The organism is Nocardia sp. NPDC057272 (assembly GCF_042668615.1).
Lineage (GTDB): Bacteria > Actinomycetota > Actinomycetes > Mycobacteriales > Mycobacteriaceae > Nocardia.
In genome coordinates this window covers 14,275-39,230 of the sequence record NZ_JBHUYK010000023.1, presented here as the reverse complement: position 1 = coordinate 39,230, position 24,956 = coordinate 14,275, and the positions used below count along the sequence as shown (strand labels likewise).

The window sequence follows — 24,956 nt, the reverse complement described above, 5'->3', positions numbered from 1 at the left end:
GGTAATGCTCCGCGATCTTCTGACCGGTATCGATGGCGCCTACTCCGAACCTTCTCGAAATTGTGACATCCCGCGTATTGACCATGGGTATGGTCCGCCGCCGAGTGTAGCTGGCTGGGTGATGACCGCGTGCGGCAGCGGGGGGATTGCTCGCCTGCGGGGGGAAAGACGACTCATGGTGTCACACGTAGCATCCGTCCCGCTGCCTCGACCGCCGGTCCGGAGCTTCCGGCGTCCGCGACGAACACCGCGAACGCCCGGTCACCGTCGATGCCGACGAACCAGCCGTGGGCGTGGGTGTCGTCGAGGTACTCGGCGGTACCGGTCTTGCCGAGCAGGCCGGGGATGTCACGCAGGGCGGTGGCTGTACCCGCGCTCACCGTCTCCCCCATCATGGTCTCTAGCTGCGACGTCACCGTCGCGGGCACCGGCGCCGAAGGCCGGTCGGGAGTGCCGGGACGGCCGCGGATGATGCTCGGAGCCGGCGCGGAACCGTGCGCGAGGGAGGCCGCCACGAGCGCCATTCCGAACGGCGAAGCCGTCACCGTGCCCTGTCCGATGCTCGATTCGACCCGTTGCGCCGGACTTTCGGCGGGTGGAACTTTCCCTGTGACAGTCGTCAAGCCGGGTGTCACATAGTCCACCCCGAGACCCAGCTGCTGGGCCGCCGCGGTGAGTCCGTCGGCAGGCAATTTCACTCCCAGCTCGGCCATCGTGGTGTTGCACGAGCGTGCGAACGCGGTGTGCAGAGGCACCATACCCAGGTCGAAGCCGTTGTCGTTGGGAATCGTGCGGCCCTCGATGGTGGCGCGGCCGGGACACGGCAGCACGGTGTCGGGCGTGACCCCGCCCGCTTGCAGTGCCGCCGAGACCGTGACGGTCTTGAACGTGGACCCCGGCGGGTAGAGCCCGGTGAGCGCGATCGGGCCCTGAGCGTCGGCGGGCGCGTTCTGGGCGACGGCCAGCACCTCCCCGGTCGAGGGGCGCAGCGCGACGATGGCGGCCGGAGTGGCGATCGGGGTGAGTGCGTCCTCGGCGGCGTGCTGTAGATCGATGTCGAGGGTGCTGGCGATGTCGGCGGTGGGCTTCGCGTCGGGTCCGGCGATGCGCTGAGTGCCTTCGGCGGTCTGCGCGCGAATCGCCCAGCCCGCGGCAGTGTCGGCCTGTTCCTGCCAGATCTCGCCCAATCCCCCGATGGTGGGCCCGGCGAGAGTCTTGTCGACGGTGAGCAACCGGTTCTGTGGCGCGAGCGTCACCCCGCGCACGCCCGTCAGCGCCTGCTGCACCGGTGCGATGTCGGCATCACGCAGCGCCACGGCGGTGATCGGTTTGCCCTGTGCCGCAGCGAGATCGGTCCGCAGGGTGGTCTCGGTGACGCCCTGCGGCGCGAGCAGCGCGGCGACGGCGGGCAGGTCGGCGTCGGGCGCGACGTTGACCAGCGTCACCACCTGCTGGGTCATCAGGTCACCGCCGGAGGCGTCGAGTACCCGCGCCGGTTTCGCCGCGACCGGGCTGTAGCTGAGCGGGCCGAGGTCGAGGCCGGGCGCGACGGTGGTCGGCTGCCAGGCGATCTTCCACTCGTCGTCGCCGGTGGTGGTCCCGGCGCTCGAGTAGGTCCACGCGTTGCGGCCGTCAGGGCCGAATTTCCAGGTGGATTCCAGCGTGAAGGACTTGCCGTCGGTGGACGACACCCGGACCGTGTCGTTCTTGCCGAGGTTGTCGAACAGCGCGGTCAGGACCGGCCGGGCCTGCTCCGGCGCGTCCGTGAGCGCGGCGGCGGCGGACGCGTCTCCGCTGGTCAGAGCGGCGGCGAAGGACTCGGCGACGGTCTGGGGTTGGTCGGGTCCGGAGGAGCACGCGAGGGGCAGCGCAGCGAGCGCGACGAGCAGGACCGATGCCTTCCGTGGTGTGCGCACGAGTCCGAGACTAGCTCGATCCGTGGTGCCGGTGGGGTTGTCGTTTCTGCTGTGACGAGCCCGTCCGCTACCACCAGCCGGTGATCGCCCCGATCTGGCGGCCGAGTTCGGGGGCGAGCGAGCGGGCGTAGCTGGCGGTCAGGTGGTGCTCGTCGCGATAGATGAGCACATTGCCCTCGACCACCCGGCAGCGCAGCGGTCGGCAGACAGCGTCGGACAGGTCGAGCGGATGGACGTTCGGGTAGCCGGCCGCGGGCTCCTGGGCGGGATCGCGCGGGTCGAGCACGTCGGCGCGATCGAGCCCGCAGCTGTCGGGGTCGCCGCGGTGGGCGAGGCAGTCGGTGGCGCGGTAGAGGACGCCGTCGCGGCGTAACCGAGGCGTGTCACGCAGGGCGAGCACGTTGAGGCCACGGTCCTGCAACGCCGTCCATACTTCGAGGTATTCGTTGGGCACCTCGTCGCCCGTGCCGTTCTGGCGGTAGCGGGTGGACAGGGTCAGCACCCAGTTCGGGGGGTCGGCGGCCAGCCGGTCGAGCACCTCGACCGACCATTCGTGACACTCGGGGAAGGGCCACTCGGCGTAGGACGGCTGATCGGCGAGGACAACCGGACAGCCTTCCTTGAGGTAGGAGACCACCCGGAACCCGTGTTCGAGGGCGAGTGGTTCCAGCGCGGGCAGCCAGTGCTCGGAGTGCGACCCACCGACCAGCGCGATCGAGCGCGCGGCGGTGGGGTCGCCGTAGGTACAGACGCGGACTTCCCGGTTGGGGGTGATGCAGCCGTCGGTGGTCGGCGGCGGAGTGTCGGCCTGTCCTTCGAAGACGGTGGGCCGCATGGGTTCCGGTGAGTACTCGGCGCCGGAGAGCAGAGCGGCGGCGCCCGGATAGCGGTGGGTGTCCAGCGCCTGCGGCGGCACCGCCGGGTTGGCCACCAGCACCACCTGCCACCCCAGCGAGGCGATCAATACCGCGACCGCCGTGGCGGTGACCAGGGCGCCGGTCAGCCTGCGGTTCTCGACCTCCTGGCCGCGCGGTGGCATGCGCAGCGGCGTCTCGATCAGACGGGTGGTCGCGTAGGCCAGGACCAGCGAGGCGCCGATCACCACCACACCGTCGACGACGCCGGCATTCGCCCGCCCGGTCTCGCCGAGGTAGAAGATCAGGATCGGCCAGTGCCACAGGTACAGCGGATAGGCCAGCGCGCCGAGTTCGGTGCAGAACCGTCCGGCCAACAGGCGGTTCGGCCACGCCCGCGCGGCTACGCCGAACCCGGAGGCGATCACCAGGCAGGCGGCCGCCACCGGCCAGAGCGCCGCGACACCGGGGAACTGATTCGCGCCGTCGAACAGCGGCCCACACGACAGCACCATGGCCAGACCGAGGGCGGCCGCGAACCCACGCAGCCGGTCCGGTATCCGCAGCCAGGGCGCCGCGACGGCCAGCAGCGCACCGGCCAGCAGCTCCCAGCCGCGCGCGATGCTGTCGTAGTAGGTCCAGGCCTGGTGCTGCGCGGTGCCCGATGCCGCGTACCAGAACGACAGCGACGCCAGCCCGGCCAGCACGATCAGCAAGGTGAGCCGCCCGGCCGAACCGCGCCTGCGTAACCAGGCCCACCCCGCCAGCAGCACGAAGATCGCCAGGTAGAACTGCCCCTGCACCGACATCGACCACAGGTGCTGGAGCGGGCTCACCGACGGATCGGGCGAGAGATAGTCGAGCTCGGCGGTGGCCAGATACCAGTTCTGTCCGTAGAACATCGACGCCAACGTCTGCGCGGCGGCTTCGCCCAGCTGGGTGTAGGGCCGCAACACCACCGTGGCGAGCAGAATCGCTCCTAACACCACCACCAACGACGGCATCAGCCTGCGCGCGGTCCGTCGCGCGGTCTCCGCCGCGGACACCCCGCCGCGCCGCTCCACCCCGCGCACCACGGCGCCGGTGAAGAAGAACCCCGACAGCACCAGAAAGACATCGACACCGCCGGATACGCGGCCGGCCCACACATGAAACGCCACCACGAGCGCGATCGCTATCCCGCGCAGCCCGTCCAGATCCCGGCGGCGTTCGACGGTGCCACGGACCGCCGCACCCGGCGATGCGGTCCGAACATTCGGCACCAACGACCCCACAGAATCGGCCCCCACAAAGGAATTGTTTCCCGGCAAGTAACCATCAATTTGCCGTAGCGCCACCCAGGAAGCAAACCGCCGTGCCGTGTGGGGAGGGTGTTATCCGGTTCGCCAGGGTGTGGTCGTCAGGGTGGCGGCGTCGTCTTCGTCGAGGTCGATGTCGAACACTTCCGCCAGCACCTTGGGCAGCTCGGTGGGATCGAGATCACGCGAAGTGGCAGTGCCGTCGGGGTATTCCGAGCTCAGCGTCAGGTCATCGAGCACGTGGTGGACGTCGGGCAGGAATCGCTGGAGGAACGGTCGCGTGGTGAACGGCGAACGTGGCGAGGTCGACACGAAGTGGTTGCCGACCGCGTAGTCGATGCGGAACTGCGGGTTCTCGGTGAAGGTGTAGCGGTCGATCCAGCCGTCGCGGCTGAACTGGAACAGCACCCACAGGTCACCGGCCCGGCGTTCCAGCCGGTAGCGCCAGTCGCCGAGCGTGAATTCGCCTTCGCTGTCGACCAGTTCGAACGGCGCCAACGGGCCGAAACCGAAACCGACATCGCAGATCCAGACGCGATCGTCGTCGGGCGTGGTCACGCGCAGCAAAGCGTGGGTCGCGGGCCGCAGGACGCCGGTGTCGGCCACACCGTAGGTGACCCGGCCGCTGAGTCCCGCGACGCCGAACCCGAACCGTTCGAGTGCGGCGGCGAAGATCCCCACATTCTCGTAGCAGTAACCGCCGCGGCTGCGACGGATCAGCTTGTCCTGCAGGGAGTTCAGATCCAGCGGGATGCCCCGGCCGAGGATGATCTCCAGATTCTCGAACGGGATGGTGGTCGTGTGGGCGCGCACCACAGCGCGCAGGGTGTCGACCGATGCCGTGCGTGGCCCGTCGTAGCCGATCCTGGACAGATAGGCGTCCAGATCGAGCTCGGCACCCTGCCAGCCGTGATCGTCGGGCACTACGTCGGTCATCGCATCCTCGTTCCGGTCGGTGTCTTCTCGCACAACCGTGGTTCGCCGGACCTTGTTCCCGCGTGTCTCAGGCCGCGCACTTCACGCCCACGGGGGCTGGGGGCGCGGTGACCGAACCGTGCTCGACATCGACGACATAGTCGATGACCTGCGGCGCGAGCGGCTCGGTTCCCGCGAGCAGGCGCAACACCACACACCCGCCCTCGAACAGCGCCGGTCCGACCGAGTGATCGCCCGGGACGATCGCGCCGGTCAGGTCACGCCCGCTGACCACGGTGTAGAAGGAGAACGGTTTGCCTGCCGCGGTCATCGCCGCACGCAATTCCACACTGGTCGCGAAGGGCACGATGGCGTCGGCGGTGCCGTGGATCAGGAAGGCCCGGCGCATGGTCAGCCGGTCGGCGAGCAGCGCGGGCGAACGCTCGATGTAGGCGAGCGGGCAGATCATCGGCGTGCAGCCGCCCGCGTCACGTTCGATCTGGCGTGGCAGTGCGGGATCCGCCGAGCCGCCGGCCGCCCACATCGTGAAATCGTCGGAGGGGCCGTAGTTGTCGATCCAGTAGTCGAACAGCCCGGGCGGCCCGTGTGCCACCGCGAGCCCGCTGGTGATGCCGCCCTGACTCCACCCCCACAGGACAGTGGACGCGATAGCGGGATGCTCGCCGCGATACCACTCGGTTGCCGCCACCAGGTCGTGCCAGCCCGCCCACAGATTCCAGTCGCCGGTGCGCCACGGTCCGTCGGCGCTGCGCAGGTCCATGAGCAGAATCGGCGACCTGCCCGTGCGCGCGAGCGCGGACATGTACGGGGCGAAATCGGCCGACGACCCACCGTGCCCGTGCACCGCGACCACCAGCTTCGTGGCCGGGATATCGCCGGGGACACAGCGAAACGGCTCGTATACGCGCCCGGTCGCACGCTCGCCGTCCACGGTGATCGCGACCTGTCGCAGGTCGACGCCCGGTGCGCACGGCGGTTGCCCGTGCAGGGCGGGCCCGACCGCGGCCGATATCGCGACCAGCAGCGCGCACACCGCCACGACGACCCCGACCCGCTTCATGTCGCGATTGTCCGCCACCGGTGGACGGGGGTCCAGCACATCGTCGCGCGTTCCCACGCCGACATGGCACGGTCCTCGCAACCCCACGGTGTAGGGATCGCGAGGACCGCCGGAAATCCCGTGTCGACGTGGATCCGTTCGCCGTGCCGTCAGCGCAGTGCGACCTCCGACCCGCGATGCAACAGCACCGGCGCCGTCTTGCTCGCGGTGTCGGCGTTGATTCCCTTGGCGGCCGGATTCGCCTGCTCCAGTTGGGGTTTACGATCCAGCAACGTCTTGGTCAGCACGCAGGCCAGGTTCGCGTCGAGATCGTCGCGCACCACGAGCAGGTTCGGCACCACGATGGTCGGCGCGTCGGCGGGCAGCCCGTAAGTGGCGGCCGGGATCGAGCCCGTCTCGTAGACCGGGTTGATCTCCTTCAGCTTCGGCAGCACACCGGTGATATCGAGAAAGCGGACCTTGTCCTTGGCAGTGGTGAACAAGTCGGTGATGCCCGGCGTCGGCAGGCCACCGGACCAGAACATCGCGTCGATGGAGCCGTCCTTGAGACCGTCGACGGTCTTGGTCAGATCGAGGCGCTGGGCGTCGACGTCGCTGTCGGGATCGAGTCCCGCGGCTTGCAGCACGCGCTGGGCGATCACCTCGGTCCCCGATTTGGGCGAGCCGGTGGAGACCCGTTTGCCGCGCAGGTCGGCGAGGGAGTTGATGCCGGCGTCGGTGCGCACGATGACCTGGGTGTAGTTGTCGTAGAGCCGGGCCAGTGCGCGGATCGGCTGCGCGCTGGTGAAGCTGCCCGTGCCCGCGACCGCGTCGGCCGCGGAGTCGGCGAGCGAGAAGCCGACCTGATAGGTGCCGCCGACCACCTGCTGGATGTTCTGCACGGACGCGCCGGTCTCGGCCGCGGTGGCCTTCACGGTCCCGCCGGTGGCGGCGGAGATCTGCTCGGCGTAGGCGTTGCCCAGCGCGAAGTACACGCCGGTCGCGTTACCGGTGGCGATGCCGATCCTGGTGTCCTGCTTCACCGCACAGGTCACCTCGCCGCCCGCGTCGGCGGTCGGGGTGTCCTGCCGGCCGCCGCAGCCGGTGAGTAACACGGCGGCCGCGACCACGGCGACAATTGTTCTGACCATCAGGTCCCCTTCCGTCGACGGCCAGGCCGCCTGCCGATTCCGCGGATCACGGTGTGTCCGTGGATGTTCTGTTCGCCCGGCCGAGAAGGCCCGCCGCCACGGCGACGACCAGCACGCCGAGCCCGATCCCGGTGGCGACCGGATTCGGGTACAGCAGAATCAGTCCCGCGGCGGCGGCGATGACGCGCGGGATCGGGCCGATCGCGCCGATCCCGAACAGCCACCCGCCCGTCGCCGCCGCCAGCGCCGCGACGCCGACGCAGGCTGCCGCGCTGACCCACAGCACGTCGAGCACCGCACCGCGTCCGAGCAGGTGCTGCCCGGAGTCGGTGAGCACGAACATCAGCGGCACCAGGAACGCGGGCAGCGCGTACCGCAGGGCGTGCCACATCGTCGGCATCGCCTTCGCACCCGTCACCGCGGCCGCGCCGACGGCGGCCAGCGCGGTCGGCGGCGTCACCTCCGAGAGCACCGAGAAGTAGAAGACGAACATGGCGGCGGCGGGTGCGGCGACGTGCAGGTCGAGCAGCGCGGGCCCGATGATCACCCAGCCGATGACGAACGACGCCGTCACCGGGACCGCCAGACCCAGCAGCGACAACGCGATCGCCGCCAGCACCGCGGTGGTCGCCAGCACGACGGCGGGATCGTCGGACAGCGCCGATCCGGCCTTGACCAGCAGCGCGGCCAGTTGCGCACCGAGGCCGGTCTTGGTGGTCATCGCGGTGATCACGCCCGCCGCCGCACACACCGCGACCACCGGCAGCGCCGAGCGCATCCCGTACGACAGCGAGCGCAAGGCTTCGATCACGAACTGCCCCACGCTCTTGCGTGTCCAGCGATGCCGCTCCGCTCGCACCGAGACGCCCTCAGCCGATTCCGTCTTGCTCTGTTCAGCGGGCGTTTTCGTGAGGTCGGTGGGCGCGGCCGCGGACGCATCGGTCGCCGCGGCACTGCGCAGCATCCGGTCCGGGATCGCGAGCAGCAGCGCGAGCACCGTCGCGTACACCACCGCCCGGGTCGCGCTCACCCCTGCCAGCAAGAGCACGACGATCACGATCAACGATGAGAAGTGATACCCGAAGCGCCCCAGCAGCTTCCACCACGGCGTCGGCAGCGGGCCGTCGGCCAGATCCGCGGGCGCCCGCCCGTCCGCGTGGATCCGGCGCGCGTCGATCTCGACCGACAGCAGAATGCCCAGGTAGTACAGCAGCGTCGGGATCAGGGCCCACCCCAGTACCGTCACATACGACACGTCGAGATATTCGGCGACGATGAATGCCGCGACTCCCAGCGTGGGCGGCGACAGGATCGCACCGACACCCGCCGCCGCGAGCATCCCGCCCGCCTGTTCGGGCCGGTAACCGGCCTTACGCAGAATCGGCCAGGTCACCGCGCCGGTGCTCACCGCGGTCGCGGTTCCCGAGCCCGAGACGGTCCCGAGCAGAAATCCCGACGCCACTGCCGTGCGCCCGGCCGCGCTGTGCGAGCGCCGGAACAGCGACACCGACAGATCGACGAAGAACCGTGCCGCACCGGAGAATTCGAGTACCGCTCCGTAGAGCGTGAACAACACGATGTAGCTGGCGGCGACGTCGAGGGGCGTGCCGTAGAAGCCGCTGCCGGAGTTGTACAGCGCGTCGACGATCTGATCGACGTCGAGGCCCGCGTGCGCGATCGACCAGTCCTGCGGCAGCAGACCGCCGTAGTACCCGTACCCCAGGAACACCAGACACACCACCGGCAGGATCACCCCGGTGGTGCGTCTGCACGCCTCCAGTACGAGCACCAGCAGCAACCCGCCCATCACGACATCGAGCGGCGCGAGCATCCCTTGCCGATCGAGAAACGCGTCGTATCCCCCACCCGCGTCACCGATTCGCATCGGCAGCACCGGATACAGACACACCACCAGGGTGATCGCCGCCAGCACCCAGTCGAGCACGGAAGGCCCGTCGGCCCGATCGAGCGGACCCCACCACGACCGATAGCTCAGGTACACCAGCGGCAGCGCGACAGCCAGAAAGATGACCAGGTAGTACTGGCTGCCCTGCGCCAACGGCCGAAACACCTGCCACACCGACAGCAGCGCGAGCCCGAGCGCGACGCCGCCGACCAGCCGACCGGGGAACCCGGAGAGCACCCGCGCGGGCCGCTCCTCGTCGTCCACCCCCAGCTCAGCCGCAGTGACAACCGGTGGCGCTGCGTTCATGAGCGGACGATAGCAACGAGATTCACGGCCGGTGACGAAATCGACAACCGTGCAGTCTGCACAAAATGGACAGTACGCGGATGCCGCTCACCGCTGTGCTGTCCCACGATCCACTTCCGCACCCCGGCGCAGCGCGAAGGTGGCGCCCGCTGAGGCGGTGGCCGCGACGACGATCGCGAAAACCGTGGTGGCCGTGGCCAACCCCGCCGCATCGCCGAGAAAACCCGTCGCCAGCGGCAACACCGCGGCGGGCAGATAACCGCCCACGTTCTGCGCGGCGTTGGCCTCGGCCAGCCGGTCCGGCGGCACCGCCGATCCGATCGCGGTCAAACCGCCGAGCTGTCCGAGCCCCTGCCCCATCCCGGCCAGCACGGCCGCCACACCGAACACCGGCACCGCCGTCGTCGCGACCGCGCCGATCAGCGCGACCGCACTCCCCACCGTCGCCACCGAGCTGCCGAGCAGGATCACGCGAATACTCCTGCGCCGCATCGCGACCTGGATCCCCGTCGCGGCCAGGAACATCACGAAGGCCAGCGCACCCGCCACGACCCGATTCGCCGAGCCGAGCATCCCGAGAACCGACGGGCCCAGCGACAGGACGAAAGACGTGGCCGTGATGCCGGGGGCGAAGGCGACAATCCCGAGCAGCATCGCTGTCCTGCCCCGCGCCGGTACCGCGGGCAACCGGATCCACGGACCGCGCCCGCCCGCACCGCTCGGCAGATCCATTCGCAACACCACCACGAAAGCCACTGCCAGTAGCACGATTTCGACCGCGAACACAGTCACCGTCGCACCGGGCGCGGCCTCCGACGAGACCCCGGCCAGCAGCGGACCCAGGCCGGCGCCCAGCACCATGGCCACCGAGGCCGCCAGCGCGCCTTTCGCCGACCGCTCCCGGCCCGCGATATCGGTCACCGCCGCCATCCCCGCCGAGACCGCGCACCCCACCGCGACGCCGGTGAGCAATCGCGCCAGCGCGAGCACGAGAACCGAACCGGCGCAGGCGAACAGCACGCAGGCCACCATCGCCAGCACGATCGCGGGCAGCAGCACCGGCTTACGCCCCACCCGATCGGAGACCACGCCGGCGACGGTCAGCGCCCCGAGCAATCCCGCGATGTAGCAGGCGAAGACGAGGGTGAGCGTGCCCGAGGAAAATCCCATCTCCCGCTGCCACACGACGTAGAGCGGCGTGGCGGCGTTCGAGAGCACGAACACCGCGAGGACCGGCCACGCCGCCGCCCAGATCGCCCCATCTCGCACCCGTGGCGCCGCTGCCTGGATCGTCATGCCCACTCCTTGGTTCGACTTATCTCGTACAAGTACGACAAAAGTCGAATATACTCAGTACGATAAGATTCGTACAAGCCCCGACCTGAAGGTGTCCCATGCAGGCAACGACCGAAGCCGAACGACTTCCCGAACCAGCACGCGCCGACCTGCGCCTCGATGTCGTCCTCGGCGCACTCAGCGATCCGCTCCGCCTCGGCATCGTGCGGAAGCTGCTCACCGAATCCCCCGACCTCGACCGCCCCTGCGGCTGGTTCGGCATCGACCGCCCCAAGTCGACCCTCACCCACCACTTCCGCGCCCTGCGCGAAGCAGGCATCACCCGCCAGCACCGCTACGGCCTCGAACGCCGCAGCCAGGTCCGGGTAGCCGACCTCGACGCCCGATTCCCCGGCCTCCTCGACCTCGTCCGCACGTGGCGGCCCGAATAAACCCGTGGTCCAGGCCGAACCGGCGTGGATAATGTCGTGGTGGCCGTGATGCGACGAATCGTGGTGGTGGGGACTTCGGGGTCGGGCAAGAGCACGCTGGCCCGACAGATCTCGCACCGGCTCGACATCCCGCACATCGAGCTCGACGCGATCCACCATCAGCCGAACTGGACACCGATGGCCGCGCCCGAGTTCCAGGCCGCGGTCGCCGAGCGGATCGCCGGCGATGCCTGGGTGGTCGACGGCAACTACCGAGGCAAACTCGGTGATCTGGTGTGGCGACGTGCCGATACGGTGGCCTGGTTCGATCTGCCCCGGTCGCTGGTCATGCGCCAGATCGTCGGCCGGACGGTGGGCCGGGCGCTGACCGGACGCGAGCTGTGGAACGGCAACCGGGAGCGCTGGCGCGAGATGATCTCGCTCGACCCGGCACGATCGGTGATCATGTGGGCCTGGACGACCCATGCGAAGAACCGGGCGAGCTACCTCGCGGCACAGGACGATCCGGCATTCCGGGATCTCACCTTCGTCCGGCTGGGCACCCGTCGCGAGGCCGCGGCGTTCCTCGACGGTCTCGCCTGCGCACCACCGCCGACGTAACCCGCTTCGGCCATCACTGCCCACTCGACCGGACCTGCCCCGCGATTGTCGGTGCCCCCGCCTACGATCCGCTCATGCTCTCGATCGATACCGCGCAGCGTCGCGCCCGAGTCGCGACCAGGCATCGCCTCGCGCCGTCGGCCCGTTCGAACGACCCCGTGGACATCGCCCGTTCGATGGTGGTTCTGCATGCCACCGATCCGGCGACGGTGTACCTGTCGGTCGGTGCTCGGGGCATCGACCTCACTCCCGCCGATGTCGAGAAGGCGCTGTACGACGACCGGGCACTGCTTCGCATGCTGGCCATGCGCCGCACGATGTTCGTCGCGCCGACCGAGTTGCTGCCGGTTCTGCAGGCGTCCACCTGCGATGCGCTGGCCCACAAGCAACGTCGCACCTACGGCCGCTTCATCGAGCAGGCGGGCGTCGTCGACGGTGACATCTCGACGTGGCTGGCCGAGGTAGAAGCCGAGACGCACGCGGCGCTGCTGACCCGTGGCGCGGCAACCGGTGTCCAGCTGAGCAAAGATGTGGCGCGGCTGCGCACCCAGATCGACACCGCCCCCGGAAAGTCCTATTCCAAACCGACGAGCATCACCACCTGGGTGCTGGTGGTGCTCGGCGCCGAGGGCCGGATAGTGCGCGGCCGCCCGAACGGCAGCTGGACCAGCAGCCAGTACACCTGGGCGCCCGTGGAAACCTGGCTACCCCAGGGGTTTTCACCGCTGTCGGCCGCCGAGGCTCGCGTCGAACTGGTACGTCAGTGGTTGTACGCCTTCGGCCCGGCCCCGATCACCGACCTGAAATGGTGGACCGGCTGGACCCTCGGTGAAGTCCGGAAAGCCCTGGCCGAACTCGACACAGTCGAGGTAGACCTCGACGGCACCCCCGGCCTGATCCTCGCCGACGACCTCACCCCCGTCCCCACCCCCGAACCCTGGGCGGCCCTGCTCCCCGCCCTCGACCCCACCCCCATGGGCTGGCAATCCCGGGGCTGGTTCCTCGGCCCCCACGCCCCCGCCCTGTTCGACACCAACGGCAACATCGGCCCCTCCATCTGGGCCGACGGCCGCATAGTAGGCGGCTGGGCCCAACGCCCCGACGGCGAAGTGGTCACCCGCCTCCTCGAGGACGTGGACACCGACACACAGAAGCTGATCGACGCCGAAATAGACCGCACCACAACCTGGTTCGGCGATATCCGAGCCATCCCCCGCTTCCGGACCCCACTACAACGCGAACTCACCGCCTGAACCGACAACTATTTCGGCAATATCCTGCCGATGCGGCGCAGCGCCTAGTCGAAACCGGACAAGACGGCACGAACGGGCCGGGCCCTGGTCAGCGCAGATACGAGGCACCGTTGACGTCGAGCACAGTCCCGGATGCCCAGGTCGCCTCGGGCGATGCCAGGAACCGCACCGCCGCGGCGATCTCCTCGGGGGTGCCGACGCGGCCGAACGGACTCTGCGCCTTGACCGCTTCGGTCACCCGCTCGGCAACACGTTCGGTCGCGACGAAACCGGGCGCGGCCGCGGCAACCGAAATACCGTGCGGTGCGAGCGATACCGCCAAAGACTGTGCGAGTGCGTGCACCCCGGCCTTGCTCGCCCCGTAGGCGGGGTGATCCGGTTCGCCGCGAAAAGCGCCACGCGATCCGATGTTCACGATGCGCCCGGCAACTCCACGCTCGATCATGTGCCTGGCCGCACAGTACGACGTGTTCGCGGTGCCGAGCAGATTCACGTCCACCGTTCGACGCCAAGCCCGCTGCCATTCCTCATAACTGGTGTCGGCCAGCGGATGCGCGATGTTGACCGCCGCATTGTTCACCAGCACATGCACCGTCCCGAGGCCTTCGATCGCCGCATCGACCACCGACGCCGCACCCTCCGCGGTCCCGAGATCACCACCGATCGACACATGCCCCACGCCGGGCAACTGCGCCAACGTCGCAGCCGCGTCCTCGCGCCGCGACGAATAATGCACCGCGACCCGATCCCCCTGCTCCGCGAACGCCACCGCGATCGCCCGCCCGATCCCCCGCGAAGCACCGGTCACCAACACCCCACGACTCTCCTCGACCACACCACCCACCCTGCCACAGCAGCACGCTCCCCATCCGCACCCCACATTTCGCACCCACCACCCGCGCAGACGAGTCCGTCACAATGGTCCGGTGAATGCTGAAGAGCCCGAATGGATTCGGCTGATGACCTAGGCGGCCGCCAAGGGCACGCCGCGACCGATCAGCGCCCTGCGGGGTTGACTGACGAAGGCCGTCCGCGGGTCTGCGTCGCTTCGAGATGACCTCACATGTCCAGGCCGAGGTCGAGTACGCGGACCGAGTGGGTGAGGGCGCCGATGGCGAGGTAGTCGACGCCGGTGCCCGCGTATTCGGCGGCTTGGTCGAGTGAGAGTCCGCCGGAGGACTCGAGTTTCGTCGCGGGGGCCGCGGCATCGCGGCGCTGGACGGCGGCCTGGGTCTGCCAGAGGGGGAAGTTGTCCAGCAGGACGAGTTCGACGTTTTCGGCGAGGACAGCATCGAGTTGTTCGAGGCTGTCGACCTCGACCTCGCAGGCGATGTCGGGTGCCAAGGCGCGGACCGCGCGCAGGGCGTTGACGACCGAACCGGCGGCCACCACGTGGTTGTCCTTGATGAGGGCGGCATCGCCCAGCCCCATGCGGTGGTTGACGCCGCCGCCGACCCGGACCGCGTACTTCTGCAGGGCGCGCAGGCCGGGCAGCGTCTTGCGGCTGTCGCGGATCTCGCACCCGGTGCCGTCGACGGCGTCGACCCAGGCGGCGGTGGCGGTGGCGATGCCGGACAGGTGACACACCAGGTTGAGCATGGTTCGTTCGGCGGTGAGCAGGCCGCGGGTGGGGGCGACGATGCTCAGCACCGAGGTGCCCGGCTCCACCCGGGTGCCGTCGGCGACCCGCGCGGTGATCTCGTAGGTGCCCGCGCCGAGGACCTCGTCGAGCACGAGCAGCCCGACGTCCAGACCCGCGACGGTGCCGTGCTGGCGCGAGACGACCGAGGCTTTGCTCACCGCGTCCTCGGCAACGGTGGCGATCGTGGTGACGTCGGGCCCGTAGCGCAGGTCCTCGTCGAGGGCGTTGCCGATCAGCGCCAGCAGCTCGTCACGGTCCAGAGTGGCGTCCAGTGCCATCACCGCACTCCTAATTCTCGGGCGCACAGTGCGCCTCGGTCGAAGCGGCGGAGCGGGTCACTACTCCACCGATATTGCTTGTCCGACTGTGATTTCCAGCTGCGACCCACCCGATTCGAGTGAACTCGGCCGGCAACGCCGCTGGTCAACGCACGCCGAGGGGCACCGCACCGCATTCCGCGGGCACGGTGAACAGTTCGAGCGTGCCCTCCGGCTGGAGCCGAATCGCCGTGCTGTGCCGCTGATCCTCGACCGCGCCGGGCGACTCCGCACGCGTGTGGCACCCTCGGCTCTCGGTACGCGCCGCGGCCGCGTCGAGCAGCGCACGCGCGGTCAAGGTGAGCGCCGCGTCCTCGATACGACGCAGATGCTGTGCCGCCGCCGGTGAATCAGCAGTAGCCGAGTCGAGCGACGACACTGCCGACATCGCACCGTCGATCCGCCTGCGCGCCCGCGCGAGTCCGTCACCGTCACGAACGACGGAGGCATGCGCGGTCATCGCCTGCTGCACCACCGAGCGATCGGCGAATTCCACTGTCCACGAGGAGATCTCCTCGACCCGAGCACGAACCCCGACCCGCTCGGCGGCCGCCACACCGGCACGCTCACCCACCACGAGCCCTTCGAGCAAGCTGTTGGAGGCCAATCGGTTGGCACCGTGCAGCCCGGTCCTGGCGACCTCGCCCGCCGCGTAGAGCCCGGCGACACCGGTCCGCCCGTGCGTGTCGGTGAGAACACCACCGCACTGGTAGTGCGCGGCAGGCGCGACCGGAATCAGTTGCGCCACAGGGTCGATACCCGCCGCCAGGCACGAGGCGGTGATGGTCGGGAATCGCTGCGCGAACCCTTCGATGGCGCGGGCGTCGAGGAAGACATGGTCGGATCCGAGCGTCCGCATCCGCTCCGCGATCGCCCGCGACACCACATCACGAGGCGCCAAATCGCCACGTGGGTGCCCGGCCGTCACCGAGTTCCCTTGGGAATCGACGAGTATCGCGCCTTCGCCACGCACCGCCTCGCTGATCAACGGTCGCCTGCCCACCCCGCCGGGCGTGTAGAGCACCGTCGGATGGAACTGCACGAATTCGAGATCGGCCACGGCGGCCCCGGCCCACAGTGCGAGCGCCACACCGTCACCGGTCGCCCCCGGCGGATTCGTACTCAGCGCGTAGAGCTGCCCCAAACCACCGGTCGCCAGCAGTACGGCGGGCGTGTGCACGATGCCGAACCCGTTGTCCGACACCGCGATCACACCCTGTACGCCCTCGGCACCGGTCACCACGCGTAGCGCGGCGGCACCGAACAGCACAGGCAATCCCGCCGCGTTGAGCGCGCGCTGCACCTCGGCTCCGGTCGCGTCCCCACCGGCGTGGATGATGCGACGCGTGCTGTGCCCGCCCTCGCGGGTGCGCGAGATCTGCCCGTCGCGACCGAGGTCGAATACCGCACCGAGGTCGGTCAGCGCCGCGACCGCGGCCTGTCCACCCTCGACGATCGAACGCACCGCGTCGACCTCGCACAACCCGGCACCGGCTTCGACCGTGTCGCGCACGTGCGAGTCGACCGAATCACCGAGCGGAGCGACGACCGCGATGCCGCCCTGCGCGTACTGGGTCGACGTGTCGGTCGGGCCTCCCTTGCTCAGGATGAGCACCCGCAGCCCGCGCAACGAGGCCGTGCGCGCGGCGGTGAGCCCGGCGACGCCGCCGCCGATGACGACCAGGTCGACCTCGGCCTCCCAGGAAACAGGAACCGTCATGGTCGTTACCGACTCGGCCGCGCTGTGCCGGTCACTCGCCACCGCCGGAGTTGCCGATGGCGATCATCCGCTGCACCGAGGCGCGACCGGCCTCGGCCATCGCCAGGTCGACGTGCACCTCGTCGGCGCCCTCGACCAGGCAGCGCAGCAGCGCGGCCGGGGTGATCATCTTCATGTACTTGCAGGACGCGCGATCGTTGACGGCTTGGAAGTCGATCCCGGGGGCCGCCTTGCGCAGCTGGTGCAGCATGCCGATCTCGGTCGCCACCAGGACCTGGTTGGAGTGCGACGCCTTCGCCGCGTCGATCATGCCGCCGGTCGACAGGATGTGCACCCGCTCGGCCGGGAACGCGCCCTCGCCGGCCAGGTACAGCGCCGAGGTGGCGCAACCGCACTCCGGGTGCACGAACAGCTCGGCATCGGGGTGGGTGCGGGCCTGCTCGGTGAGCTCGTCGCCGTTGATGCCGGCGTGCACGTGGCATTCGCCCGCCCAGATGTGCATGTTCTCGCGCTTGGTCTCACGCTTGACGTGCGCGCCGAGGAACTGGTCCGGCAGAAACAGCACTTCGCGGTCGGGGTCGATCGAGTCGACCACGTCGACGGCGTTGGAGGAGGTGCAGCAGATGTCGGTGAGTGCCTTCACCTCGGCGGTGGTGTTCACATACGACACCACCATCGCGTCGGGGTGCTCGGCTTTCCAGGCACGCAGTTCGTCGGCGGAGATCGAGTCGGCCAGCGAGCAGCCCGCGCGCTGGTCCGGGATGAGCACGGTCTTGGCCGGGCTGAGGATCTTGGCCGTCTCCGCCATGAAGTGCACGCCGCAGAACACGATGGTGCCTTCTTCGGCCTCGGCCGCGATGCGCGACAGGGCCAGCGAGTCGCCGACGTGGTCGGCCACGTCCTGGATCTCGGGCAGCTGGTAGTTGTGCGCGAGGATGGTCGCATTGCGTTCGCGCGCCAGGCGGCGCACCTCCTGCGCCCATTCCGGCGTCGCTTCGACACCCGCGTAGCCCGTGGGTCCGTCGAAGACCGAATCCATCAGCGTCCGCTGTGCAGTCGTCGTCGCCATGGTGGCTCCCTTCATCGTGCGAGCGGCTCCATCGCCGCGATTCGCACCAAACCAGGTTTTCGACTTACAATCGAAAACGTGCCCCATAGTAACACCATCCACGAATCGCTCACCGCGGTGTTCCAGGTTCGCCGCTTCCCCTCGAGCGTTTCCGCAGGTAGAGGCGCCAAGCACCCGGAGTTGGCGGTTCTGCTGTGGGAACGCGCGCTCGATCCGCAGAAAGGCACGTGGTCGCTACCCGGCGGCCGCCTGCGCGACGACGAGGACCTCGACACCTCCGCCCGGCGCCAGCTCGCCGAGAAGGTCGACGTGCGCGACCTCCACCACCTCGAGCAGGTGTCGGTGTTCAGCAATCCCGACCGCGTCCCCGCCCCGCGCCGCATCGCCTCGGCCTACCTCGGCCTGGTCCCCCTCACGACCGAACCCGAACTCCCCTCCGACACCACCTGGCACCCGGTCTCGAATCTGCCCGACATGTCCTTCGACCATCGCACCGTCGTCGACCACGCCCGCACCCGCCTGGCCGCCAAGCTGTCCTACACCAACATCGCCTACGCCCTGGCCCCCGACACTTTCACCATGTCGACCCTGCGCGAAATCTATTGCGCCGCACTCGGCTACGACGTGGACACCACCAACCTCCAGCGAGTCCTCACCCGCCGCAAGGTGATCACCCCCACCGGCGACACCGCCCCGTCCGGCCGGGCAGGCGGCCGTCCCGCGGCGCTCTACCGCTTCACCGACTCCGGCCTGCGAGTGACCGACGAGTTCGCCGCCCTCCGTCCGCCGACCTGACCGAAGTGCACACTGCACCTATGAGCGAATTGCAGTGCGATATCCAGCCCGCCCCGCCGTTGCGGCTGACCCCGATCTGCACCGTCTACAGCGGCATCGTGCGACTCGCCATGACGGGCCGGTTCCTGCAGTCCCATCGAGCACCGGCCGACGAGTTCGGCGCGTTCGTCCCGCACGTCGCACCCCTGCCGGGCAACGAGCCCGAACCCCAGGTGTGGGCCGAGGCGTATGTCATGAGCACCGTGTCCTCGGCCGCCGGCGGGTTTCCCGCCGGTGTCGACTACGTGCGCGCGGCCTATCTGGCCGATCCACGCGGCGGCACCGACCGATGGCTGCATCTGGGCGGAGCCGCGCACATCGGCAAAGGACTCACCCTCGGCTACCGGATCACCGTGCAGACCACGCAGGGGTGACAGCCGGTCGGCGGACGGAAGTTGTCGGTGGCCGGTGCCACACTGCGAGCATGGACAACGACGCGGCGGGCGCGAAGCAGACCACCTCCTACGACGACCCGGATGCTCCCTGGAACAAGGAGTTCTCCGAGGAGGAGATGGCGGGCTGGAACGACGGGGTGATCACGGAGTTCCGGGAGAACCGGGGTCGGGTCGGGGGCGACTACGCGGGTGCCACCCTGCTGTTGCTGACGACGACGGGCGCCAAAAGCGGTAAGCCGCATGTGGTTCCGCTCGGCGCGCTGTATCGCGGTGACCTGATGTATGTGAGCTCGTTCATCGAGGATCGGTACCCGGCCTGGTATCACAACGCCAAGGCCGACCCACGGGTGACGATCGAACTGGGCGGCGAGAAGTTCGCGGCGACGGCCGACGTGCTCACCGGCGAGCGCTACGACGAGTTCGCGGCATGGGCACTGGCGGAGAACTCCTTGCTGGCCGAATACCAGGCCAAGGTCGACAAGCCGCTACCGCTGGTGGTGCTGACGAGAACTACCTCGCCGAGCTAGACCGCTCACGGCTCACCCTTCACGCGCGAGGCAGAATTCCGAGCAGCAGCGCGTCGATACCCGCGGCGAACACCGCGTCGTTGTCAGGCGGTGTCTCCCCGGTCGGCGCCGCACCGAACAGCGCGAGCAGATTCGGGTAGTCGCCGGTCATGGACGCGAGATCGGCACCGAGGCCACCGGTCGTCAGCCCCGCCGCTTCCTGCGCGCCGAAATTCGCACCCCAGCCCGACAGCATCGCCACGCCCATCATGGTCGCACCCGCATCGAGCCCCGCCGGTGCGAGCGCGCCGACCATCCGATCGAGGTAACGCACCGAGTTCGGGCCCATGGCAGACGGCTTGGCCTGCACCAGCCAGGAGTGCCGGCGGTGCAGCGTGCGGGATTGTCCGGCCAGCGTGAGCACGTCGGTGCGCACATCACCGGTCGGCTCCGGGTAGTCGTACTCGCCGGCGACACGGTCCACCATCAGCGCGATCAGGTCGTCCTTCCCGTCGACGTAGCGATACAACGACGCGGCGGCGGTGCCGAGCTCGTCGGCCACGCCGCGCATCGAGACCGCGCGCAATCCGCCGTCATCGGCCCGCCGCACACAGGCGTCGGCGAGCTGATCGAGCGTGTACGCCGGGCGCGGTCCCGGCCGTGGCGCCGCGGCGCGCGACCACAACGAGGCTCCGGTCTTCGTCATACCTGCCAGCATGCCGCAGAACAATAGTTGCGAACACTGTTAGCAGATGCGTATGCTCCATTGCGAACACTGTTCCCAATGGAGGGAGATCGCCGTGCACGCCATCGAATCGGCCGCACTGACCAAGACCTACGGCAAGAACACCGTCGTCGACCACGTAGACCTGCAGGTACCCCCCGGCCAGGTACACGCGCTGCTCGGCCCGAACGGCTCGGGCAAGACCACCACTGTGCGCATGCTGGCGACCCTGTCGAGTCCCACCTCTGGCCGCGCCGCGATCCGGGGATTCGACACCGTCCGTCAGGCGAACGACGCGAAGCGACAACTCGGCCTGGTCGGCCAGTTCCACGCCGTCGACCCGCGCCTGACCGGACGTCAGAATCTCGTGATGCTCGCCCGCCTCAACGGCTTCCACGCCGCGAAGGCGCGCAAGCACGCGAACGAGCTGCTCGACCGATTCGAACTGGCCGAGGCAGCCGATCGCGTGGTGAGCACCTATTCCGGCGGCATGCGCCGCAGGCTCGACATCATCGCGGGCATGATCGTGCGTCCCGCGGTCCTGTTTCTGGACGAGCCCACAACCGGTCTCGACCCGCACAGCCGCAACGAGATCTACGGCTACGTCCGGGATTTCGTCGCCGAAGGCACCACGGTGCTGCTCACCACCCAGTATCTCGACGAGGCGCAGCGCCTGGCTGACGCCATCACCATCCTGCAAGCGGGTCGGGTGATCGCGGCCGGCACACCAGAACAGATTCTGGCGACCGTACCCGCCGGTCTCGACGTCGTCATCGAAGATCCACTCCGATACCACGAAGTGCTGTCGGTGCTCGACGGATTCGGCGGCTCACCGACGGATCCCCCACCGGACCAACAGCATTCGCCGATCGGATTGTCGTTCATGTTCTCCGGCGAAGCTCCCGGCCTGCTGCCGGTCCTGCGCGCGCTCGACGCCGCGGGCATCGCCGTCCGCGATATCGGTGCCCGCGTCACCACGCTCGACGACGCGTTCCTCGCGCTCACCGGTCGTGATCGGATCACGGCATGAGCGCCACCGACACTCGTGCGGTGTCCCTGTTCACGGGCGCGTGGGTGCTGTTTCGGCGGGTTCTGACGAATTACCGCAATTCCCCTGGTCTGTTCGCGATCACGCTGGCCGCGCCACTGGGCATGATGCTCCTGTTCGGCTTCGTCTTCGGCGGTGCGCTGGCCAGCGGCGGCGATGCGAGCGAATACCGTTCCTACCTGGTGCCGGGGGTGCTCGTCCTGGTCGCGGCCATGGGCCTGACATCGACCGCGATGACCGCGAATGCCGACCTGCACAGCGGCTTCACCGATCGGATCCGAGCCCTGCCGCTGTCGGCCGCGGCGGCACCGGCAGGATTCGCGCTGGCCGAGACCGTCGTCGGTACCTTGGCAATCGCACTCATGGCGGGAGCCGGCTATCTGATGGGCTGGCGGATCGATGCGACGCCGAGCGAGATCGTGGCGGCGCTGGTGCTACTGCTCGCATTCCGCTGCGCGCTGTCCTGGCTCGGCATCGCGCTCGGCGCGGCGGTCCGCGACGAGCAGATGCTGCAACAGACCGCGCCGTTGATCTTCGGCACGTTGATGTTCTCGAATGTCTTCGTGCCGACGTCGTCGATGCCGACGGTGATCGCGGCGATCGCCGAATGGAATCCGGTGAGCAGTCTCGTGGCGGCGCTGCGCGAGCTACTCGGCGCCGGCCTGCCCGACCCGGCCGGCAGCGCATGGCCGATGCAACATCCCGTCGCGGCGGCGACCGCCTGGATGATCGCATTGTTCGCGGTCGCGGTCCCCATCGCGATTCGCCGGTATTCCACCGATTCCTGACAAGTCCTGTTCAGCCGTCCTGGCGGCGATCGCGGTGCTTCGGCGAACGCCGGTAGGTTCGTCCGCTGGGCACCGCGGTGGCAGCGGACGAGCTGCGCAGGGCGTGGCGGCGGCGCCAGGCGACCAGATCGGGTCGCTCGGCGGGCGGCTCGGTGGATTGCCCGGCTGCGGTCTTCATGGTCAAGGTCCTCCCCCGAAAATACGATGCTGCCAGGATAGGGAGCGGGTCCGACCGCATTCCACTGGTTTTCGGTGAACCGATCCGTGGCGCCCGCTATTCCTTGTCCACCGCCGTCTGGGCCCCGGTCGGCTTGCCTGATTCCTTGCGCGGCGGTTTCTGGTCGATCGGCGCACCGATCAGCACATCCGCCCATCGCGTTGTCGGGTCGATGTCGAACAGCAGCGCCTTCACCAGCAGCGTCAGCGGAATCGCCAGCAGTGCGCCGAGCGCACCGATCACCCACGCCCAGAACACCAGCGACAGGAACGTGATGGTGACGCCGAGGCCCACGGCGTCACCGACGAACTTGGGCTGAATGATCGACTGGATCACGAAGTTGATCACCGAATAGACCACGATCACCCAGATCATCAGCACCGGACCGCTGTCGAGCAGGGCCAGCAGCGCGGGCGGGATGACGCCGATGACGAACCCGATGTTCGGGATGTAGTTGGTGATGAACGACAGCAGCGCCCACAGGATCGGCAGCGGTACCCCCATCAACCACAGCGCCCCACCATCGATCACGGCCACGATGGCGCCGAACACCGTGGACACGATGAGGTATTTGCGTGTCCCGGTGACGAAATTCTCCAGTGCCTGCGCGATCGCGGGCCGCTCGCGAGCCACGATCGCCAGCCGGCGGTCCATCGTCATCCCGTCGACGGCCATGAACAGCAGCAGCGCCACGACGAAGAACAGATTCGAGAAGACTCCGAGCACCCCGCCGACCAGCTCCTCGATGACACTCGCGGCCTTACCCACGTCGATGCCGCTGAGCGCCTTGTGGATCTGGTCGGAGCTCACCCCGAGATCCGACAGCCAATTGCGCCCGTGGTCGAGCAATTCGTTGAGCTTGTCGGCGTATTCGGGCAGCAGCGAGGCCAGCTGCACCGCCGACAGTGCCAGTGCGCCACCGATGCCGAACAGGATCGCGATCACCGCCACCAGCGCCGCGGCCATGCCGAGCCAGGCAGGCCAGCCCTTGCGGCGCGCCCAACTCTGGATCGGTTGCACCGCGATGGTGAGCATGAGGGCGAGGAAGACCGGTCCCACGATGCCGGAGAACGCCTTCAGACCGCCGATGGTGACCACTCCCGCTCCGAGCGACAGGAGCACGATCAGACCGCGTGGAATCGACCATTGGACCGGAGGTGCGGTGTCGGTGCTCGGCTCGGACATGCGCCGAACGGTAACCACGCGAAGACGCCGCCACCTCCCCCATTCCGGGTGAGATCCGCGATCAGGCGGTCTTCATCTGCGGTTTCGGCGGGGGCGCCGCGGTGCGGCGGGTGATCCGCCCCAGGGCCCAGAACCCCAGCTCGACCACCCAGAACACCAGCAGCGCCGCGGTCACCACCAGCACCGGGATCGCGAGAAAGACCAGGGACGGCACCGCGATCAACACCCACCCGAGCACATCGACCGCACGCGCCCCACGAAGCCGGCTGCCGAGTCGCACAGCCGTCCACATCATCCAGCGTCGCGGCACCGAAACCCCGGCCTCGTGCAGGCTGCGCCGGAAGATCCCGTCGGCGTCGGCGGGGCCGACTTCGCCTGTGCGGCACAGATAGTCGTGCAGGATCGCGGCTCTGGTGTAGGCACCGTAGCGCGGGATGAGCCACACCAGAGCGCGCGGCACCGAGGCGAAGTCGGTGCGGAATCCGGCAGGCACGGTGAAGGTTTCGACCGCGCCCTGGTAGGTGAGCGGTTCGGTGAGCCGCCAGAATTTCGCGTCCAGTTCCTCGACGACCGGACCACCACCGATGAATCCCACGACCGTTCCTCTCGCGCGACAGCCGGTATCTACCTGCTGTTATGCGAAAATGGTATCGCTGTATGGCCGCTCAGCCGCGTGGTTGCGAACTCGGATCGAAATCGCCGCTCGGCCGATACTGTTCGGCACCGTAGGGCAGGCGGTAGTCGTCGGACTCGTCGCCGAAATCGGCCGGGCGCAGGTCGCCGAGCAGCCCGGCCGCGCCGGAATGCAGATCGACGGCCGGGTGCAACGCGGCGAGGAACAACAGCACCAGGGCGGCCAGGAACGGCTGGATCAGCAGCGCGAGATCGGTCCCGACTTCCGCCGGCAGCGCGACGATCTGTCCGATCGCCGGATCGTCGGGACGCGGATGACGCACGCCCGCAACCCATTCCCCGATCCACATCATCAGCGCGGCGCCCAGCCCCGAGGCGAGCAGCATGCCGAGCACGAGCGCGGGCCCGCGCGTGGTCCGCACCCGCCACGCCCCGACCGCACTCAGTACCGCAACCACCGCGCCGAAGCACAGGAACATCCCGACCGCGTCGAACAGGTGCAGACTCTCGCCGGTGAGCACCGCGGCGCGCCCCGGCTGAGTCACCCGCAACCGCTCGGTCGGTGCGAGCAGACCCCACACTACTCCGGCCGCCGCACTCGCCACCAGCACCACGGCCATGACGATCCCGACGCCGACGATCTCGCGCCGCAACACCTCGGGGCGCTCCCCGCCGCCGAGCACTACCGGCGTTCCAACTGTGCCGATTCGATGACGCCGTGCCGTGAGCACTTGGCCCACCAGCCATCCGGGCTGATCTGCACGATCATCCGGCGGCCGCACTGCTCGCAGAATCGCGGTGGTTCCAGACCGAGCGTCGCCGACGCGGGCGTGACATCGTCGATCCCGGCCACGATCCGCTTGCCGGTGAACGGGTTGTAGCGCTCGTCCAA

The 24,956-nt window shown here is 68.9% G+C and carries 25 protein-coding genes; 8 read left to right on the top strand and 17 right to left on the bottom strand.

Annotation, left to right across the window (positions count from 1 at the left end):
- Positions 1-173: 173 nt before the first annotated feature.
- From ACFULV_RS26090 to ACFULV_RS26060, 7 genes are all read right to left on the bottom strand, one after another.
- Positions 174-1,916, bottom strand: a complete 1,743-nt coding sequence (locus ACFULV_RS26090; RefSeq protein WP_378661065.1) for a penicillin-binding transpeptidase domain-containing protein — start codon at positions 1,914-1,916, stop codon at positions 174-176.
- A 67-nt stretch (positions 1,917-1,983) separates the two neighbouring features.
- Positions 1,984-4,032: an acyltransferase family protein gene (locus ACFULV_RS26085; protein WP_378661062.1), complete on the bottom strand. Its 2,049-nt coding sequence runs from the start codon at positions 4,030-4,032 to the stop codon at positions 1,984-1,986.
- A 111-nt stretch (positions 4,033-4,143) separates the two neighbouring features.
- On the bottom strand, positions 4,144-5,004 hold the full coding sequence (locus ACFULV_RS26080; protein WP_378637252.1) for an arylamine N-acetyltransferase: 861 nt from the start codon (positions 5,002-5,004) through the stop codon (positions 4,144-4,146).
- Between the two features lie 67 nt (positions 5,005-5,071).
- Positions 5,072-6,121: an alpha/beta hydrolase family protein gene (locus ACFULV_RS26075; RefSeq protein ID WP_378661061.1), complete on the bottom strand. Its 1,050-nt coding sequence runs from the start codon at positions 6,119-6,121 to the stop codon at positions 5,072-5,074.
- A gap of 92 nt (positions 6,122-6,213) precedes the next feature.
- Positions 6,214-7,194, bottom strand: coding sequence for a TAXI family TRAP transporter solute-binding subunit (locus tag ACFULV_RS26070; protein WP_378661058.1), 981 nt, complete (start codon positions 7,192-7,194; stop codon positions 6,214-6,216).
- A 46-nt stretch (positions 7,195-7,240) separates the two neighbouring features.
- Positions 7,241-9,406: a TRAP transporter permease gene (locus ACFULV_RS26065; protein WP_378637260.1), complete on the bottom strand. Its 2,166-nt coding sequence runs from the start codon at positions 9,404-9,406 to the stop codon at positions 7,241-7,243.
- Between the two features lie 87 nt (positions 9,407-9,493).
- On the bottom strand, positions 9,494-10,702 hold the full coding sequence (locus tag ACFULV_RS26060; protein ID WP_378661056.1) for an MFS transporter: 1,209 nt from the start codon (positions 10,700-10,702) through the stop codon (positions 9,494-9,496).
- Between the two features lie 98 nt (positions 10,703-10,800).
- Between ACFULV_RS26060 and ACFULV_RS26055 the strand changes: the two genes are divergently transcribed.
- From ACFULV_RS26055 to ACFULV_RS26045, 3 genes are all read left to right on the top strand, one after another.
- Entirely contained in the window at positions 10,801-11,133 is a 333-nt protein-coding gene (locus ACFULV_RS26055) for an ArsR/SmtB family transcription factor (RefSeq protein WP_378637265.1), read from the top strand.
- 48 nt (positions 11,134-11,181) lie between these two features.
- A complete protein-coding gene (locus tag ACFULV_RS26050; RefSeq protein ID WP_378661053.1) occupies positions 11,182-11,733 on the top strand; it encodes a hypothetical protein in 552 nt (183 codons plus the stop codon).
- A gap of 74 nt (positions 11,734-11,807) precedes the next feature.
- Complete coding sequence (locus tag ACFULV_RS26045; protein ID WP_378661050.1) at positions 11,808-12,986, top strand: winged helix DNA-binding domain-containing protein; 1,179 nt, start codon at positions 11,808-11,810, stop codon at positions 12,984-12,986.
- Between the two features lie 88 nt (positions 12,987-13,074).
- On the opposite strand, the gene ACFULV_RS26040 is transcribed toward ACFULV_RS26045, so the two are convergent.
- The 4 genes from ACFULV_RS26040 to nadA all read right to left on the bottom strand — a co-directional run bounded on the left by ACFULV_RS26040 (position 13,075) and on the right by nadA (position 17,734).
- A complete protein-coding gene (locus tag ACFULV_RS26040) occupies positions 13,075-13,821 on the bottom strand; it encodes an SDR family NAD(P)-dependent oxidoreductase (protein ID WP_378661048.1) in 747 nt (248 codons plus the stop codon).
- Positions 13,822-14,045: 224 nt separating this feature from the next.
- Positions 14,046-14,906: a carboxylating nicotinate-nucleotide diphosphorylase gene (nadC, locus tag ACFULV_RS26035; protein WP_378637274.1), complete on the bottom strand. Its 861-nt coding sequence runs from the start codon at positions 14,904-14,906 to the stop codon at positions 14,046-14,048.
- Positions 14,907-15,051: 145 nt separating this feature from the next.
- A complete protein-coding gene (locus ACFULV_RS26030) occupies positions 15,052-16,665 on the bottom strand; it encodes an L-aspartate oxidase (RefSeq protein ID WP_378661044.1) in 1,614 nt (537 codons plus the stop codon).
- Positions 16,666-16,696: 31 nt separating this feature from the next.
- Positions 16,697-17,734 (bottom strand): quinolinate synthase NadA, encoded by a 1,038-nt coding sequence (gene nadA, locus ACFULV_RS26025; protein WP_378661043.1) that lies wholly within the window; start codon positions 17,732-17,734, stop codon positions 16,697-16,699.
- Between the two features lie 78 nt (positions 17,735-17,812).
- On the opposite strand from nadA, the gene ACFULV_RS26020 reads away from it, so the two are divergent.
- From ACFULV_RS26020 to ACFULV_RS26010, 3 genes are read left to right on the top strand one after another with little or no spacing between them, the layout of a single operon-like run.
- Complete coding sequence (locus ACFULV_RS26020; RefSeq protein ID WP_378637282.1) at positions 17,813-18,529, top strand: NUDIX domain-containing protein; 717 nt, start codon at positions 17,813-17,815, stop codon at positions 18,527-18,529.
- 20 nt (positions 18,530-18,549) lie between these two features.
- On the top strand, positions 18,550-18,942 hold the full coding sequence (locus tag ACFULV_RS26015; RefSeq protein ID WP_378661041.1) for a hypothetical protein: 393 nt from the start codon (positions 18,550-18,552) through the stop codon (positions 18,940-18,942).
- 50 nt (positions 18,943-18,992) lie between these two features.
- Positions 18,993-19,490: a nitroreductase/quinone reductase family protein gene (locus ACFULV_RS26010; protein WP_378661038.1), complete on the top strand. Its 498-nt coding sequence runs from the start codon at positions 18,993-18,995 to the stop codon at positions 19,488-19,490.
- Between the two features lie 19 nt (positions 19,491-19,509).
- Here ACFULV_RS26010 and ACFULV_RS26005 read toward each other — a convergent pair whose 3' ends face one another.
- On the bottom strand, positions 19,510-20,175 hold the full coding sequence (locus ACFULV_RS26005; protein ID WP_378661037.1) for a TetR/AcrR family transcriptional regulator: 666 nt from the start codon (positions 20,173-20,175) through the stop codon (positions 19,510-19,512).
- A 94-nt stretch (positions 20,176-20,269) separates the two neighbouring features.
- Here ACFULV_RS26005 and ACFULV_RS26000 point away from each other — a divergent pair, with 94 nt between their 5' ends.
- Together ACFULV_RS26000 and ACFULV_RS25995 are read left to right on the top strand one after the other, a co-directional pair.
- Positions 20,270-21,223 carry an ATP-binding cassette domain-containing protein gene (locus tag ACFULV_RS26000; RefSeq protein ID WP_378661034.1) on the top strand — a complete coding sequence of 318 codons (954 nt, stop codon included), beginning with the start codon at positions 20,270-20,272 and terminating at the stop codon, positions 21,221-21,223.
- Positions 21,220-22,029, top strand: coding sequence for an ABC transporter permease (locus ACFULV_RS25995; RefSeq protein WP_378637295.1), 810 nt, complete (start codon positions 21,220-21,222; stop codon positions 22,027-22,029). The genes ACFULV_RS26000 and ACFULV_RS25995 overlap by 4 nt, the downstream gene beginning before the upstream one ends.
- A gap of 10 nt (positions 22,030-22,039) precedes the next feature.
- Here the strand turns inward: ACFULV_RS25995 and ACFULV_RS25990 are convergent, their stop codons facing one another.
- The 5 genes from ACFULV_RS25990 to ACFULV_RS25970 form a co-directional block, all read right to left on the bottom strand.
- Positions 22,040-22,207, bottom strand: coding sequence for a hypothetical protein (locus ACFULV_RS25990; protein WP_378637297.1), 168 nt, complete (start codon positions 22,205-22,207; stop codon positions 22,040-22,042).
- Between the two features lie 96 nt (positions 22,208-22,303).
- The gene (locus tag ACFULV_RS25985; protein WP_378661031.1) at positions 22,304-23,431 is read right to left on the bottom strand and encodes an AI-2E family transporter; all 1,128 of its coding nucleotides are present in this window, start codon (positions 23,429-23,431) and stop codon (positions 22,304-22,306) included.
- Positions 23,432-23,492: 61 nt separating this feature from the next.
- Positions 23,493-24,026 carry a DUF1353 domain-containing protein gene (locus ACFULV_RS25980; RefSeq protein ID WP_378661028.1) on the bottom strand — a complete coding sequence of 178 codons (534 nt, stop codon included), beginning with the start codon at positions 24,024-24,026 and terminating at the stop codon, positions 23,493-23,495.
- A 70-nt stretch (positions 24,027-24,096) separates the two neighbouring features.
- Positions 24,097-24,747 carry a DUF2567 domain-containing protein gene (locus tag ACFULV_RS25975; RefSeq protein WP_378661025.1) on the bottom strand — a complete coding sequence of 217 codons (651 nt, stop codon included), beginning with the start codon at positions 24,745-24,747 and terminating at the stop codon, positions 24,097-24,099.
- Positions 24,747-24,956 carry a hypothetical protein gene (locus ACFULV_RS25970; RefSeq protein WP_378637366.1) on the bottom strand — a complete coding sequence of 70 codons (210 nt, stop codon included), beginning with the start codon at positions 24,954-24,956 and terminating at the stop codon, positions 24,747-24,749. The genes ACFULV_RS25975 and ACFULV_RS25970 overlap by 1 nt, the downstream gene beginning before the upstream one ends.